This window comes from Bacillus sp. CH_48 (assembly GCF_038008465.1).
In the GTDB taxonomy this organism is placed as follows: domain Bacteria; phylum Bacillota; class Bacilli; order Bacillales; family Bacillaceae_G; genus Bacillus_A; species Bacillus_A thuringiensis_S.
In genome coordinates this window covers 4198816-4215673 of sequence record NZ_JBBOZF010000001.1, presented here as the reverse complement: position 1 = coordinate 4215673, position 16858 = coordinate 4198816, and the positions used below count along the sequence as shown (strand labels likewise).

The following is a 16858-nucleotide window of genomic DNA, read 5'->3' as shown; positions in this document are numbered from 1 at the left end:
ACTATCTATAAAATTTTGCTTTTCATAATTCTTCATGAGTCTAGAAAAGAATCTAATCCTTTTCTAGACTCAAAAAGAAATTTTTTCTAATGTACATAATTACAACGACATTAAACCACTTTGCTCTTAAATCCAATACTTGTATTATTAATTGCATGAAAGTCCTTCTTGAGAAAGGTTTTAATTCCTGAATATTCTGTTGACCGTTATAACATATCCAATTTACAATTTAATTGTGGTGTTCTTTCACAATTAAACTACTTAGAATACACTTCATTTATTTGAAAACAATTACAAATAGAGGTGCTAAAATGAAAACTAGAGTAAATCCAGAATTATTACAAGGGTTAGAGATGTTTCCGGATCTCGATTTACGCCCGGAAAACTTGCAATCAATCAGAGAAGGGATAGCTCAAATGAGACCACCTACCGTTGTTGATGACTCCCTTTCGTTAAAAGATAAAGTCATTGTTGGACCTGATGATAATCCGTTACCATTAAGAATTTATCGTCCAAAATCAAATCATGAATCTTTACCTGTCTTATTATGGATACATGGTGGTGGTTATATCTTAGGTTCTATAGATGATAACGATGATACTTGTATGAGGTTTGCAAAAGAAGCTGGCTGTGTGGTTGTATCTGTAGACTACCGCTTAGCACCTGAACACCCTTACCCAGCACCAATTGAGGATTGTTATTCAGCTTTAAAATGGATTGCTGATAATGCAAAGTCATTAAACATTGATTCAAATCGTATTGGGGTTGCAGGAGTAAGTGCCGGCGGTGGACTAACAGCAGCATTATCATTATTAGCCCGAGATCGAAAATATCCTTCAATTTGTTTACAAATGCCACTATATCCAATGATTGATGACAGAAATGATACACCTTCAGCGAATGAAATTAAAGAGGGATTTGTTTGGAATCAAAAGGCAAATGAAGCTGGCTGGAAAATGTATTTAGGAGAAATGTATGGAACGGATCAAATCCCTGCCTATGCAGCACCTTCTCGAGCTGAGGATTATAGTGACTTACCGTATACTTACACATTTGTTGGTCAATTAGATCCATTCCGCAGCGAAACATTAACCTATGTAAGCAAACTAGCGCAAGCTGGTGTTGATGTGGAGTTTCATTTATATCCAAATGCCTATCACTGGTTTGAAGGGTTAAATCCAAATGCCGATGTATCTATTTATGCTGTGAACGAAATAGTACAAGCAATAAAGACTGGTTTCAAACGAGTATCCAAGGTTGAGGCTTAATCCCATTACAAGATAAATACTTATAAATAGTATATATGTTATCATTTAAACATAATAGCCGATTCTAAATGATAATCGGCTATTAATATGTAAAATCCGCCTAATATATCAAGGTTGAGAAACAGATATAAGATGTTTAGGCGATGTGTTTATTTCCTCTGCCAATGCTTTTATGTTCATCATGATTTGAAGTATTTCTTCTTTTGTTGTCCTTGGGTTGATAGAGCAAAGTCGAATTACTACTTTTTCTTTTAATTTAGTAGTACTTAGCATAGCAAATCCTCTTTGATTAATTTCTTCCACCAATTTTTTGTTTATTTCATGAATTGTATCTGTAGATGTTAGCTCACATGGAATATAACGAAAAGTAACAATTCCTAATTGGGCGGGTGTTACTACTTCCCAATCTTTTTCTTTCCTTAAAAACTCTTCAACTTGTTCAGCTAGCATAATGCCATGATCAATTGCCTCACGAAAAGCTGTAACTCCGAATGCTTTAAAAGAAAGCCATACCTTTAATGCTCTAAATCTACGAGAAAGTTCAATTCCACGCTCCCCAAAATTCACTTTTTCTTCTATATTAGTTTCTGTATCCTTAATATACTCTGGGATCATACGGAATGTTTCACTTAAATATTGGCTATTTCGAATGAGTACACAACCAACATCATAAGGCTGAAAAAGCCATTTGTGCGGGTCTAACGTTAAAGAATCGGCACGATGAATTCCACTTAATAACTCCCTTCCTTTTTCACTGAGAATTGCTGCAGCCCCATAAGCTCCATCCACGTGTAGCCATATATCTTCATCATTACAAAGATCAGCCAATTCGTTGAGGGAATCAACCGCTCCGCAATTCGTTGTCCCTGCATTAGCAATAACACAGAATGGTTTTTTCCCTTTTAGTCGATCTTCTTTTATTTGCTTTCTTAAAGTACTAACTGAAATTTTTAAATCTTCATCTGTCTCAATTCGGCAAATTTGATGCTGTTTAAAACCTAATACTTTAAGTGCTCGATCTACAGAAAAATGAGTTTGGTTAGAAAAATAAACAATCGCATTTTCTATGTCATTATTCAGCTTGACCTGTCTCGCTACAGTAAGTGCAGTCAAATTAGCCATGGAACCGCCACTGACAAATAGGCCCTCAGCTGAATCAGGGAATCCTAGCATTGATTTTAACCAGTTAATTGTCGTTAATTCAATTTGTTCAGCACCTGCACCTACTATCCAAGCTGTAGGAAATACATTAAACCCACTTGCTAAAAAATCTGCTAATACACCAACATAATTGTTAGGACCTGGAACAAAAGCCATAAAATGAGGATGATCCACATGAGTAATTTGATTAAACACATTGTTATTAAGAAAATGAAGTAATTCTTTTGGATTAGATCCGTTTTCCGGAATCGTTTCAATTAGCTTGTCTCTAAAAATATTACTATCAATCGTTTCTGAAACTGGTTTACTTTTTAAATGATTCATATGATCAACAATCAAGTCAACCGCTTGATATCCTAACTGACGCATCTCTTCGGCTGATAGCTGCAAGTTTTTTGTCATTTGATTTACCCCTATTCTATTTAAAAAGGCGAGTCCTTGCTCGCCTTTTCATTTTTTATAATTTGTAATCATCGATTGTCTGTATTGGATTTTGAAGAATCATGTTGATTAAGCAATGGATGTGATTTAATATTTCCTGTATTTTCTTCGCTTCATATAAAGTTTGATCATATCCAAACTTTATTGTAAGTTTTTCTTCAGGGAAGCACATAATTCCATACTTTACATGTGGCTCATCAACAACTTCGTAATCCGTGATGGCAAAATGTCTGTTTTCATTTGAAGAAAAGATTGCTGGATTAGTTGGATAGTTTTCAAAAACCCAAAGATGGTCAGTCAACTCAGTTTTTAATTCACTTTGCTTTTGTATATCAACAAATGAATAGTATGCATACTCATTACATTTTAATGTTTCTAGTTGAACTTTTTGCAGGAAGTCCACAAAAGACTGCGTTTCTGTCCATGCTAATCGGATAGGCAAAACATTTGTGAATAGACCGAACATACTTTCAATTCCTTCTACTTCGGGAGGTCTGACTGATACGAGATTAGGCAATACTACTTCTCTCGTTCCGTTGAATTTGCCAAGTAATATTCCCCATACAGCTAGTAGTGCTGTATTCATAGTTATATTGTTTTTAGTTACAAATGTCTGTAACTGATTAGTCAAATCCTTGTCTAATATTAAATCCATAAAAGTGAAGTTTAACCCTTCACTTTTAGATGGGACTTTCTTTTTAGGAATACTAATTTTCTGATTGTATCCTGATAAATAATCCCTCCAAAAATGACGTGCTTTCTCATGATCTTGTACCAAAGTCCAGTCTATGAATGTTTCAAAAGGTTTTACTATAGGTAACCCCGCCGTAGTTCCCGCATTTGTTGTTTCATAGAGCTGGAATAATTCGTCTATCAAAATGCTGACGCTCCAACCATCACATAATAGATGATGGGAACTCCAAATTACCTTATGCTCGTTATTACCTAGTTGGAATATACAGAGACGTGTCATAAGTTCATCATTTTTAAATCCTCGACTTAAATTTTCATTCATCCACTGTTTTAGGAATTCTTGCTGTTCTTGTTTCGTCATCTCAATCAAGTTTTTTATTTCTGAATTTATTTGAACATCATATAGAACAGCTTGCCAAGGTTTTGCTTGTTCATCTTGCACAATTATTGTTCTTAAAGAATCATGACGATCAACTAATTGTTGGAAACACTGAATAAAGAGTTTAATATCCAACTCCCCCTCAAGTGCCCAAATTGTTTGTTCAAAATATGCATTTGTATCAGGTTCATTCGTAGCATGTTCATAAATAACTTCTTGGAAAGGTGCTAACGGGTAAATACGTTCTATTTTTATATCCGGCATTTTTTCTTGTATTTTGGTAAGTGTTTGTTGATTAAGTTGTTTATCTTTAATATTTAGTAATGTAGCTTTATTATCGTTCATTATGTTTACATTATTTGTTTGTGAACTTGAAAAATGGTCTAGCTTTTTAACAAATTGAACCATGTCCCTTAATATAGGAAATGAAAATAGATTTTTTGGTTCAAGCTCAAATCCTTGTCGATACAATCTGACGGACACTTGAATCGCTTTTATCGAATCTCCACCTAAGGCGAAGAAATGATCATTTACTCCAACTTGATCTATTTTGAGTACTTCTTGCCAAATACTAGTTAATATTTTTTCCATTTCAGTTTTTGGAGCAATAAATACTTCATTTGTTTGTTTCTCGGGAGTAGGGAGCGCTTTTCTATCTAATTTACCGTTTGGAGTCAAGGGTAATTGGTCCAAATAAACAAAATAAGAAGGAATCATGTAATCTGGCAAGTGATCTCGCAAATGCTTTCGTAGTTCTGTTGTACTAATATTTTGCTCAGTTACCACATATGCAACTAAAAATTTTATTCCGTTCTCATCTGTTTGATCAATTACGACAGCATGTTCGACTTGTTTATAAGTTAGAAGACAATGAGCGATTTCTTCTAACTCTACTCGATACCCTTGAATTTTTACTTGGTAATCTTGGCGGCCTAAAAATTCAATATATCCCTCAGAATGCATTTTTCCACAATCTCCTGTTTTGTATATAAGACCAAAATCAGGATGTGACACAAACGCTTCATTTGTTTTCTTTTCATCATTTAAATATCCTTTAGCAAGGCCCACTCCCCCGATATATAAATCTCCAATTACACCAACAGGGCACATTTTCTTTTCATAGTTCAACACATAATACGTTTGGTTTGCCAAGGGCATCCCGTATGGAATACTATTCCAATGTGATTCCACCTGTTTGACCGGATAATAAATTGACCAAATCGATGCTTCTGTTGCCCCTCCTAGTGAAACTACTTCTGCAATCGGAAAATGTCGTTTTATTTTTTCTGGTAAAGAAAGCGGAATCCAATCTCCACTATGTAAAACTAAACGTAAAGAAGAATGTTCAAAATGAGAACCTACTTGATCCAATGCCAAATCCATGATTGCAGGCACTGTATTCCAAATTGTAATCCCTCTACGTTCGACAGTGCGGATTAATTCTTGCATGTCTCTCGGATCACGAATCATTACTAACATTGCACCTGTGCTTAAAGCTCCGAAAATATCGTATACAGATAGGTCAAAACACATGGAAGAGATACTAATAATACGATCATCTTCATTTACCTCATATTTTTGATTTATGTCTTGAATCGTATTTGTAACCGCTTGGTGAGTAATAATTACTCCTTTTGGTTTTCCTGTACTTCCTGAAGTGTATATAATATAGGCAATATCTTCTGGACCAGCAATAGCGGGCATGTCTTCTGTTGTATAAAATGACAAATCATTTTCTTCATAAAGACTAGGTTCTAATAAAAGCTTGCATGAGCTATTTTTTAAAATATATGTTTGGCGATCTAAAGGATGATCGGGATCAATCGGAACATAAGCAGCACCTGCTTTTAAAATACCTAGCATATTAACAATTGTGTCAACTCGTCTTTTGGCTAAAAGACCCACTTTGTCACCAAGACCAATGCCCTGCTCTTTTAAGAAGTGGGCAATTTGATTGGAGCGTTTATGAAGTTCCGAGTATGTTAACCATTTTTGCTCAAATACCACCGCTACTTCATTCGGTGTACGTTTTACTTGGTCTGTAAATAATTGATACAGAGTAGTTGAAGGTATTTTTTCTGTTGTTTCATTATATTGTTCAATTAAAGTTTGATCCGACTCTTTCATCTGCAAAGATGTTATATCGCTTTGTTTCACCAATTGTTCCAATAAGTCAACAAATTGGGAAAACATTGCTTCTATCACATCAATATCAAACAACTCTTCAACATAATTCCAGCTAATTAATAACTCACCATTTTTTTCAATTACTACATTATCCAAATACACTTGTGGAGTCCGAGCATGAATATAGCGAAGAGAACCAAGTTGTTCCCAAGAGAAAGCACCTGCACCTGCTAACATCGAGGTGAAAACGATTGGCATAACTGCTTTTGGTGTCATTTGATGATATCGAGTAAAATCTCGAATAAAGTTAACTCCATCGTAATGACGATGTTCAAGGCCATCTAATAAAGTAGATTGCGTTTCTTTTACTCTAGTAAAGAAAGTTTGCTCTGGTTTTACATCAACATCCAATAAAATAAGCGATGTGAAATCTCCAACAATCTGTTCTACTTCATCATGAACAGGATAACGGTTAAATACAGTCAAGTTAATTGCTAATCGACGTTGATTACTCCAATATGCCAACACATCACCATATATTGTACAAAGTAGAGCGGAAGGAGTTACCTCTTTCTCTTGTGCTAACTTTCTTAGCTTTGTCCATTTTTTATTATCCAGGATTTTTGTAAGTGATTGGAATTTAGGAGTAGCAATCTCTGCTGGATCCTTTTTTAACAGCAAAGAAGGTGCAAACGGAAAGTCAGGAAGCTTACTTGTCCAATAATCTTTTGCTGTTTTATATTCTTCGCTTTGTTCCATTTCATCATAGATAAACATATAATCTTGAAAATCAAAAGATAAAGATTCTAATTTTTGATTTGGTTTATAATAATAATGCAACAAATCCTGTCCAACAATGTTCATGCTTGCTCCGTCCATTAACAAAGCATCGTATCGAAAACATAATAAATACGTGTCTTCTTTTAAAAGAAAAGCTTTCAATTCAAACAAAGGCCATTGCCCCAAAGGGAATACATGGTTAGTCATTCGAGAACGCTCTTCTTGTAAGCGAGCATGTTGATTCCTATCATCTAAATCTATGAGACTCTCTATTTCAATCTCGTAATCAGGAACGCTTTGTAATATTTGCTGTTTTCCCTCTGGTAAAATTACAGCTCGCAACATTGGATGACGATGGATCACCTTTTGAAAACTTTTTGAAAGACGATTGATATCCAATGCTGTTTCATATTCAAAATATGTTTGAGGGGAAATACCACTTAATTCAAACTGTGAATTCCTTCCTAACATATACGCTGTCTGAACTTCTGTTAAGGAGAATGGATTAGACAAATCTTTAACATGAGTTGGTTTACTTTCAAAGTTTTCTTCTTTATGCTCTAACTTTACACAAGAACTCAGTTGAGCGATTGTAGGGTGCTTAAAAAAATCTGTTGTACTTATTTTTAAGCAGTCTTTTCTTAATAAATTAATTACCTGAAGTGCTTTAATGGATTCTCCTTTTAATGCAAAAAAATTATCATGAATACCGATTCCCTCAATCTCCATAACTTTTTCCCACGCACGCACCAATTTTTGTTCAATTTCATTGCGCGGGGCAACGTATGGAATTGATACATAATCCGTTTGGGTTATATCCAATAACCTTTTTCTATCCACTTTTCCATTTGGATTCAATGGAATCTCTTCTACCTGAATCATTTTTTCAGGAATCATAAACTCAGGTAATTTATCACTTAAATATTTTCTGATTTCACCAAAAGACACCTTGTTATCCGATACATAGTAGGCAGCTAATAATTTCCTATTTCCATACACTTGATCAACAACGATAGCCTGGTTTATTTCTGGATATTCCCTTAATTGAGTTTCGATTTCTCTTAATTCAATCCGATACCCTCGAATTTTCACTTGATGATCCATTCGACCTAAATACTCAAGTTCTCCATTAGGCAACCAACGAACGAGATCACCTGTATGATACATCATTTCCCCTGCCGCAAAAGGACTCTGTACAAATTTTTCATCTGTCAGTTTACTTTTACCAAGATACCCTCGTGCTACCGCTACTCCAGCAATGCAGAGTTCACCGGGAATTCCAAATGGTTTTAATTGGCCATACTTATTCAATATATAGGAATGATAATTCGGATTTGGTTTGCCGATCGTAACTTCTTTGGAAGTGCTCAAGTCTTTTACTGTTGCGCAAATGGTTGTTTCTGTGGGACCATAAATATTTAAAATTGTTGCTTCACTGATACAACGAATTTTTTCAACCAAATCAATGGAAAATGCTTCTCCTGCTAATAAAATAGATTTTAAATCTTTTAGAAAATTTGCCCCTTCTGGATCACTCAAAATCACTTCCATTCGCGATGGCGTTGATTCCCATAAATCCACCTTATGTTTTTTGACCAAATGAGCCAATTCTTTTGTTGCAAACTGTTCCTCTGTAGCAATTACTACTTTTGAACCTTGCGTTAAAGGAAGACATATTTCTAACAAGGAAATATCAAAAGATACACTAGCAAGAAACAAGAATGATTGATTAGCTTTTACTTTTTCTCTCATTACATTTAAAAAATGAACTAGCGATTTTTGTTCTATCATTACTCCTTTTGGATTTCCTGTCGATCCTGATGTGTAAATAACATAAGCCAAATCATTAGGATTATGTTCTCGTACTAAATTACTTTCTTCACCTTGGAAAAGATATTCTTTATCAAGATACAGTACTTCACCCGCAAATTGCGGCAATACTTCCTCTGTTCGCTTACTAAGTAAATATTTTGCTTGACTATCTTGTAACATATATTCAATTCGTTCAGTTGGGTAGTTAGGGTCGATTGGTAAATACGCTGCTCCTGCTTTTAAAATCCCCATCATACCAATAATCATTTCTAATGACCGATCTACCATAACGCCAATAATACTTTCTTTTGAAACACCTTTACTTTGAAGAATAGAAGCCAATTGATTCGCTTTCTTATTCAATTCTCTATATGTCAAAGATTGATCATTACAAACAACAGCAATTTGATCTGGAGTTTTTAATACTTGCGCTTCAAACAAATCTTGAAATGATTGAAACAAGTCTATGCCCGTTTGAAAAGTATTCAATCCTTCTAACAACTCTTTTTCTTCTTCTGCAATAATACAAATATCTTTCAATGCCAAATTCGGATTTTGTGAAACTTGCTTTAAAACATAACAATACGAATTGGCAAACTGTTGCAAAGAAGAGAATGAACGGGACTTGCAAGAAATTTGAAATTCAAATTCATTATGTATTTCATTCCATTTTCTTCGTATCCATAGGACTAAATTATTCTCTGCGTATTCTTCTAGTGAATTTTCATTATGTAATCCTTCCATCCCGATTACAATTTGAAAAGGAGTTAAATTGTGTTTAACTAATAATTCAGAGAGCGGATACTCCTGATTTTCATACCCGAATAAAGTCGTTTGTTCAATCTCATTTACTAATTGTTTAAAGGGGTGATGCGGATGGATTTCACTTCCTAAAGGAATCAACTTATTAAGATTCTCACTTTGTTCAAGATTCTTTTCAATTATAGGAATACCAATGGTAATTCTTTCTTGATCTGTATAATGTGCCAAACAAACCCTTAAAGCGGCTTGAAACCAGCTAAATAATAATAAATCTTGAGACTTACTTATTTTTTGTATACTTTTACTAAATTCTACATTCACTCTGACTTGAACGTACTCACAAGGTGTTTCTTTATTTAGTTGGTAATCGCTATTAAATTTAAATACAGAAAAATCGAGAATCTCGGAAGATAATTGCTCCTTCCAAAACGCTTCTACTTCTTTATTTTCATGAATCGAACTTCGATCTTTAATGTGCATTTTTATCTTTATCCCCCTAATATTCATTTCTTCTACTCGTTAATTTTCAAGCCAACTTCAAGCCCATGGAGAAACACTTGATGATTATCCAAACATAAAAATTGCTGAATCTCTTCAAATTTCATATGACCAACTGAACAAACCCCTAAATTTAATGTCTCAGCAACCATATTTAAGGTAGCAGTGATAATGCCTGACTCAATACAAGCAAATAAATATCCATCTGAACCGTATTTCGGGATGGAAGCGTTCGCATTATAAACCAAATAAACTGAGAAGGCAGATTGAGTAAATAAATCCTGATTAATTAACTCATGATCACTTTTGATTACTTGATCAATGTTGTTTACAATCACAAGACTATTTTTTGATGGGTTATAATAATAAAATCCAGCTTTCATATCCTCTATACGTTTTGGTTTTACATAAACAAAGATATCAATGGGATAGAGCCCCCCTGCACTTGCGTAATGATAGTATATTTTTTCTTCCCTAACCTGTTTTAGAGTTGATAAGAATCGGGAAAATTCCGAAAAACTAATATGTTTTACCATATCAAATTGACGACAAGACCTACGTTCCTTGATTATAGTAGGTAGCTCATTTGTTGTTTCAAGTTGAATTTCGGTCGACCGTGCAGCAACGTGCGTGCGATTTAATTGTTCACTCATATACTTATCTAACTTTTCTTTAGAAAAGCGAATCTGGTTGCTATATGGATTTGAAAAAATCTTTTCTTGTGAAGAAAATACTTCTCTTGGGTGTAATATATTACTTACTAACACACGATTTTTTATCATGAGCTCTATGTTTTTTTGTGTCTCTTCTACATTTCCTAACGAAAAGCGCTCTACTAGTTCACTAATTTTCACACCTTTTTGAGCCATAAAATAAAAATCTGGAAACCACTCAGACAGAATACCTGTAAATCTCATTTCCCCTATCAAAACTTCATTATGCAACTTCTCCCAATGCTTAATCGGAGACCAGTAATAAATTTTCTCGCTCATATAACCCTCCATAAACGTTTAACTTATTTTTGAAATGCAATTTTCTAATTTACAAAAATTTTTTCGGATTCTGCTCCTTGTCTCATAGTGATTATAAATACATGCACTTTAACGAAACTTGAAAATAATGAAATAACTTTTTCTTCATTAAAATTTTTTATTTCATCATAAAAAATGATTTCTTTTTGGATACTTCACATCCTTTCCCATAGTAATCCTATAAGGTATAAACCATTTATAACATTGAGAATATTCATGTATTTCCAATGTGAAATTATTGTAATGGATTGGAGAGCGGTTGAATATAGTTATTAAATCAAATAATGTTGAGAAAGTTTTATTTATTATATCGATAAAATTTTATGATGTAATTTATTACAAATAGATTAAGAAAAGAGTTTTAAATTTTTCTTAATCAGTTAGTGTGAAAATATCACATACTATTACATACAATCGAGTTACTTACATTTCATATTCAAAATAGAGAAAAGACACCTTGAATGGTGTCTTTTCTCTATTTTAATTCCATATACTTTTTACGCCTTTGTTATTTTTAAACGATTTGTAGGAATTAATACAACTCGAACATCTAGTTCGTTATATGTTCGAATATATAATAAACATTATCTGAATTACGAATGTATTTCAGGTAATTTTATAAATAAACTCAAAGATATCTTCTTCTCCTACTGCCACAAAAGAAATAATCTATTGCTTATTTCTTTTATTAAATTGTAATATAATTACAGTATGTGAAATTATATTACATTAACTTTAAAAACGAAGTGAGAATAATCTTCACTTCGCTTTTTTTATTTGCAATCCTTGTTAAATTTGCTCAATGCAGTATTTATTTCCACATTCTTCGCTTTTATTTAATCGGTTTCTCTGTTTTTAAGACAAATGAACTTAATGCAGGAACTTTAATTTTATTGTCATGGACAACATAAAGTGGTTTACTTCCCGCCTGCTTGCTGTCTACTAGTACTTTCCAAGGCCCTTTCGATGGAAGTGTTATTTCAACAGCTTCTCTATTTGCATTGTGAGCCACTGTAAAGTATTCATTTTTATTCCCCTCTATTGTATAAGCTACAGTATTTTTCGGAGCATCAATAAATGATACGTGTGTTTTTATTTGCTCTGCAGATGTCATTCGAAAAGCTGAGTACTTTTTGCGTAATTCTATTAAACCCTTCATATAATCTACTTCATTATTAAACGTTGCACGGCGCAGCCAATCCATCTGGTTAATTGAATCTGGAGATTTGTAACTATTATGATCACCGTATTTCGTCCGCATAAACTCTTGCCCTGCATGTAAAAATGGAACTCCTTGTGATGTTAATAAAATTGAAGAAGACAATTTGTGCATTTGTTTTCGCACTTCTTCACTGTCACCTGAATTAGTTAACTCAAGTTTATCCCATAATGTATGATTGTCATGTGCTTCCACATAAGTTAATACCTGTTCCGGATCTTGATAGGTAGACGAATTTGTATCGTAGTCAATACCTGCCGTAATACCTTTTTTAATACGATCTTCCATGTTTTCCTTTCCATTTATAAAACCATTTTCCTTTTCCTCAAATACACTACCTTTCAACCCATCACGTATATTATCGTTAAAATGAGCAATCCCTTTCATTTTCTCTGCATTTTTTTGATTTGCTTTCAGCTCAGCTGCAAGAGGTGTATTTAAATCCCATCCTTCTCCGTGTAGTATAATAGAAGGGTCAATTTGATTAACAGCTTTACGTATTTCATTCATCGTTTCATAATCATGAATACCCATTAAATCAAAACGGAATCCATCTAAATTGTATTCTTTTGCCCAATATGTGACGGAATTTATCATAAATTTCCTCATCATTTTTCTTTCTGAAGCAGTATCATTTCCTACTCCAGTTCCATTTGCAAATGTTCCATCTTCATTGTAACGATAATAATAACCTGGAACTAACTTATGGAAATTAGATTCAGCAGCGTTATACATATGGTTATATACTACATCCATCACTACTCGAAGATTATTATCATGTAGTGTTTGAACCATTTGCTTCAATTCAGTTATTCGCACAGTCGGCTCATAAGGATTTGTAGAATAGGAGCCTTCTGGAACGTTGAAATTTTTAGGATCATATCCCCAGTTATATTGCGGTTCATTTAAAGTCTCTTCATTTACAGAAGCATAATCAAATATCGGTAAAAACTGAACGTGAGTAACACCTAGATCCTTTATATGATCAAGTCCTGTTTTTACACCTTCTGGCCCTTTTGTTCCTTTTTCTGTTACACCTAAATACTTCCCTTTCTGTTTAATACCACTTTCAGGTTGGATGGAAAGATCGCGTACATGTAACTCATAAATAATAGCATCTTCCGGATTTTTAAATTTTGGCTTTTTGTTTGCTTTCCATTTTTTCGGATTTGTTTCTTCTAAATTAACGACTGCACCTTTATCTCCATTTACAGAAGCAGCACGCACATATGGATCAACCGCTTCAGTCCATGTATCACCAATTTTGACCTTATACGTATAAAAGAGCCCTTTTTGATTCCCCTTTAGTTCTGCTGTCCAAGTTCCCTTTTCACCTTTTTGCATGTTTATTTCAGCACCTATTTTATCGTTCCAGTTTTTATATGTAACTAACTTCGCTTCGCTTGCAGTAGGAGCCCATAAACGGAACTTTGTATGTTGCGCGGTATATGTATTCCCTAAATCGTTACCACTATAATAAAATAAATTATCAAATTCCTCGCTACGAATGACTTTACCAATTTCAGTATTCGTATCAGCTAAGTTTTCTATTTTAACTTTGTATGTTTGTTTTAAATCAATTTTCTGTTCCGTAATTATTTTGACCTTATTAGTAATATCTCCACTATTTATATCATAAGGACTAATATTTTTAATTTTAATGCCTTCAATTTCAATTTTCTTTTCCCTAATATGAAACGGGACATTAGTCGTTACGGTAATTTCATGGAAACTATCAATAGTTGCTTTTTGAATTGAGAGATCTGAAGAAGGCTTAGATTTATATACTTTTTCATCGCCCGAAAGAATCCATACTTCAGCACGACCGCCCTTTATATTTTCAATCCAACGATCCCCACCATCTTTTTCCCATTCATTTGTTCGAACTATAAATCCTACACGATTATAGTCACCGTCTATTTTTATCTTAGCGTATTTTCCAAATTCATCTTCACCAGTAAATTCATAAGATGTACCATTTGCATTTTCTCCCCATAACCAAAGATTCCAGTCTTTTGTATTTCCAAGCTTCTCTTTGTAATGAATGATAACTTCAGTTGTTTTCGAATTTGAAACTGCCTTCACACCCTGAAAGGAGAAAACAGATGATAACATAACGATTAAAGTAAGTAATAAAACTGTTTTGTTAATTAATCTTTTTATAATTTGCACCACATACACCCTTTCTTCAAATATTACTAGCGATTTATTATGCTTACACTGAATAACACTGCTTAAATTAATCTAGAAATCTCTTTTGCTTCACCTCCATATTGGCTATTTTTACGTATGTATTTCAATGACCTTTTAATACGAAAGCGTTTGCATAAATACTTAAAAAAATAGATTTGTGTATGCCCTCATATATTTGTAAATGCTAAAAGGTCAGGGAAATCATTTTAAAGCAATCGTTTGTTATCGTTTTCATTTTATAGACTTTCTATCAAGAGGTCAATATATTATTAATTTTCTGTTTTTATATACTTTAAACCTTATTTATTTGTCGCAACTTCTTACAGATAACGCGCCTAATTATTGCTTAGTCAGTTTATTTTCAACAATACATCGCTACGTAAAAAAGCTAATATCCTTAAAATGATATTAGCTTTTTTCATAATGTATTAATATATGAATGAGAACTATAATTCTAAATTACTTAATTTTTGCTGCATCAAATGCCTTTTGAACTGCTTGAACTTCAGCTGTATTCGCCCCATATTTATTAGTTGCCACTCGAATACATGCTGATTTCAATTCTTTGAAATTAGAAGTCATGTTTAACTCATCAGTATTTGCATAATAGAAAATATCAAACATTTTATCTTCACCAATTCCTTTAACAGTTACTCCGTTATGAGTTCCGCCTTTTGCAATGAGATACGCAACTTTATTAATAATACTTGAATTAAAATGAACACCGCCTTGATCCCATCCATTAAAATCGTTAAATTCACTGTAATCATCTGGATAAGGTACTCCGAGTGAAGATGGAACAGAAGCTGGGTTTTCCATATCACGGAAAACAGATCCCGTTTGTTCTCCCATTGTCCAATTAAAGTTTCCATTATTTACGTATTTCTCAATAGATGTTCCCATAATATCAGATAGCGCCTCATTAATCGCACCGGATTCACCGTAATATTCAAGATTAGATTCACTAGAAGTAACAGCATGTGTAAATTCATGTCCAGCTACGTCATATGCTTTAACAATAGGATCCCCATATACAAGCATACTTCCATTATTAGCACTTAATGCATTCTGCCAATTTTTCGGATCATTCGTCTCTTCAGAATCCCAAGCATGTACAACTGAAACTACCTTTTGTCCCTTATTATCAAAGCTATTACGTTTGTATTTATCTTTATAAAAATCAAATACTTTTGTTGCTAAGTAATGAGCACTTACTGCTTTTGGATCGTTAAATGTTGCCGAAGTACTAGTCGCTAATGTACCAGGATAATAGCTTTCTTCTTTAGTAATATCTCTGTAATTCACATCATATGTTTCAATTCCTTGCCCTCTTGTATAATCAGCAAGAGCATATTTGCCATTACTTTGTTTAGAGATACCAAATGAACGAGAAATACCTAAATCATCTTTTCCTGTTCCAGTTAATGATGTAAGACTGCTTTGTTTACTTTTCTTTAAAGCTCCAACTAGTTTGTCACTAGCTTTTAAGTTAGATTCTTGTACCATATTTTTTAACATATCACCATTTTGTGCATTTACTAAATAAGTACCAGAAACATAGTTTGGTGTTGCAGCTTCAAAGGTAACTTGGTATGCATTTTTAGCTTGTCCATTATTTTCATCAACAAAAATAACCTCTTTAACTTCTGGCTCAGTAATAAACTTGATATCGTTCCCGTACTTCGTATAAATAAATTGTTTTGCTTCATCTTTTGACAGATTAATAGGTTTTTTCAATTCTTCTTGTTTTAGATTTTGCGCGCTATCACCTGAAACACTTTTAATAACACCATTATTATCTACGTGTGCAGTTAATTGATGACCATATACTTCTTTTCCTTCGTATGTTTGCTGCATACGTACAAGTGTAGTTCCATCATACGAACCACGTTTTTGAAGGACTTTATAATCTACTCCTGCTTCTCCATTGACTTGTTTTTGGGAGAGAGCTTGCTCTGTTTTCTCCTTAAGTGCATCCTTTACTACATTTTCTGGTGTCTTTTGTGACGGTTGTGTCAGTTCACCCGAACGGAACGATTCTTCCTGAATTTGAACTTGTAGTTGATCTGTTTCCTCTGCATGACCTACCCCATATGGTGCCACAGCTGTTAAAGCTAATCCAGTTGTTAATGCTACCTTAGTTAATGTCTTTTTGTTTTTCATTATTTCACCTCGTATAATTTTTGAAATAGAAAGCTTGTACAAAGTATACTGTCTATTTCTGTCGGAAAAAAGAGAAAATACACAATTTATGTAACATTATGCAAAATTACATAAATTGTGGTCAATATTATAAATAATGAACGGAACACATATGTACATTAATTTGAATAAAAGAGAGTCCTTATAGGCGCTCATCCAATTGGTTAGTTATTAATTATCTATATTCATTGTAATAAAAGTATACTTACCTCTAAATAACAACATAAAAACCCACTCTTTACTATTTTAAGAGTGGGTTTCATACTATTAAAATAACAATTACTATAAGAAA

6 protein-coding genes are annotated in these 16858 nt (G+C 33.4%); 1 reads left to right on the top strand and 5 read right to left on the bottom strand.

Annotation, left to right across the window (positions count from 1 at the left end; all coding sequences use genetic code 11):
* The first annotated feature begins 311 nt into the window (after positions 1-311).
* The gene (locus N2V92_RS21215) at positions 312-1268 is read left to right on the top strand and encodes an alpha/beta hydrolase (protein WP_000857934.1); all 957 of its coding nucleotides are present in this window, start codon (positions 312-314) and stop codon (positions 1266-1268) included.
* Positions 1269-1376: 108 nt separating this feature from the next.
* Here the strand turns inward: N2V92_RS21215 and N2V92_RS21210 are convergent, their stop codons facing one another.
* The 5 genes from N2V92_RS21210 to N2V92_RS21190 all read right to left on the bottom strand — a co-directional run bounded on the left by N2V92_RS21210 (position 1377) and on the right by N2V92_RS21190 (position 16527).
* Positions 1377-2831 (bottom strand): pyridoxal phosphate-dependent decarboxylase family protein, encoded by a 1455-nt coding sequence (locus N2V92_RS21210; protein WP_000164810.1) that lies wholly within the window; start codon positions 2829-2831, stop codon positions 1377-1379.
* 55 nt (positions 2832-2886) lie between these two features.
* The gene (locus N2V92_RS21205; RefSeq protein ID WP_016077579.1) at positions 2887-9903 is read right to left on the bottom strand and encodes a non-ribosomal peptide synthetase; all 7017 of its coding nucleotides are present in this window, start codon (positions 9901-9903) and stop codon (positions 2887-2889) included.
* A 32-nt stretch (positions 9904-9935) separates the two neighbouring features.
* On the bottom strand, positions 9936-10913 hold the full coding sequence (locus N2V92_RS21200) for a SagB/ThcOx family dehydrogenase (protein ID WP_001290965.1): 978 nt from the start codon (positions 10911-10913) through the stop codon (positions 9936-9938).
* Positions 10914-11784: 871 nt separating this feature from the next.
* Positions 11785-14343 (bottom strand): type I pullulanase, encoded by a 2559-nt coding sequence (gene pulA / locus N2V92_RS21195; protein ID WP_016077578.1) that lies wholly within the window; start codon positions 14341-14343, stop codon positions 11785-11787.
* A gap of 480 nt (positions 14344-14823) precedes the next feature.
* Positions 14824-16527: a M4 family metallopeptidase gene (locus N2V92_RS21190; RefSeq protein WP_000791462.1), complete on the bottom strand. Its 1704-nt coding sequence runs from the start codon at positions 16525-16527 to the stop codon at positions 14824-14826.
* Positions 16528-16858 lie beyond the last annotated feature (331 nt).

Bases quoted from the DNA above. Each gene is read 5' to 3' on its own strand.
- N2V92_RS21190 (WP_000791462.1), bottom strand. From the start codon at position 16,527: ATGAAAAACAAAAAGACATTAACTAAGGTAGCATTAACAACTGGATTA.
- N2V92_RS21200 (WP_001290965.1), bottom strand. From the start codon at position 10,913: ATGAGCGAGAAAATTTATTACTGGTCTCCGATTAAGCATTGGGAGAAG.
- N2V92_RS21215 (WP_000857934.1), top strand. From the start codon at position 312: ATGAAAACTAGAGTAAATCCAGAATTATTACAAGGGTTAGAGATGTTT.
- N2V92_RS21205 (WP_016077579.1), bottom strand. From the start codon at position 9,903: ATGCACATTAAAGATCGAAGTTCGATTCATGAAAATAAAGAAGTAGAA.
- N2V92_RS21210 (WP_000164810.1), bottom strand. From the start codon at position 2,831: ATGACAAAAAACTTGCAGCTATCAGCCGAAGAGATGCGTCAGTTAGGA.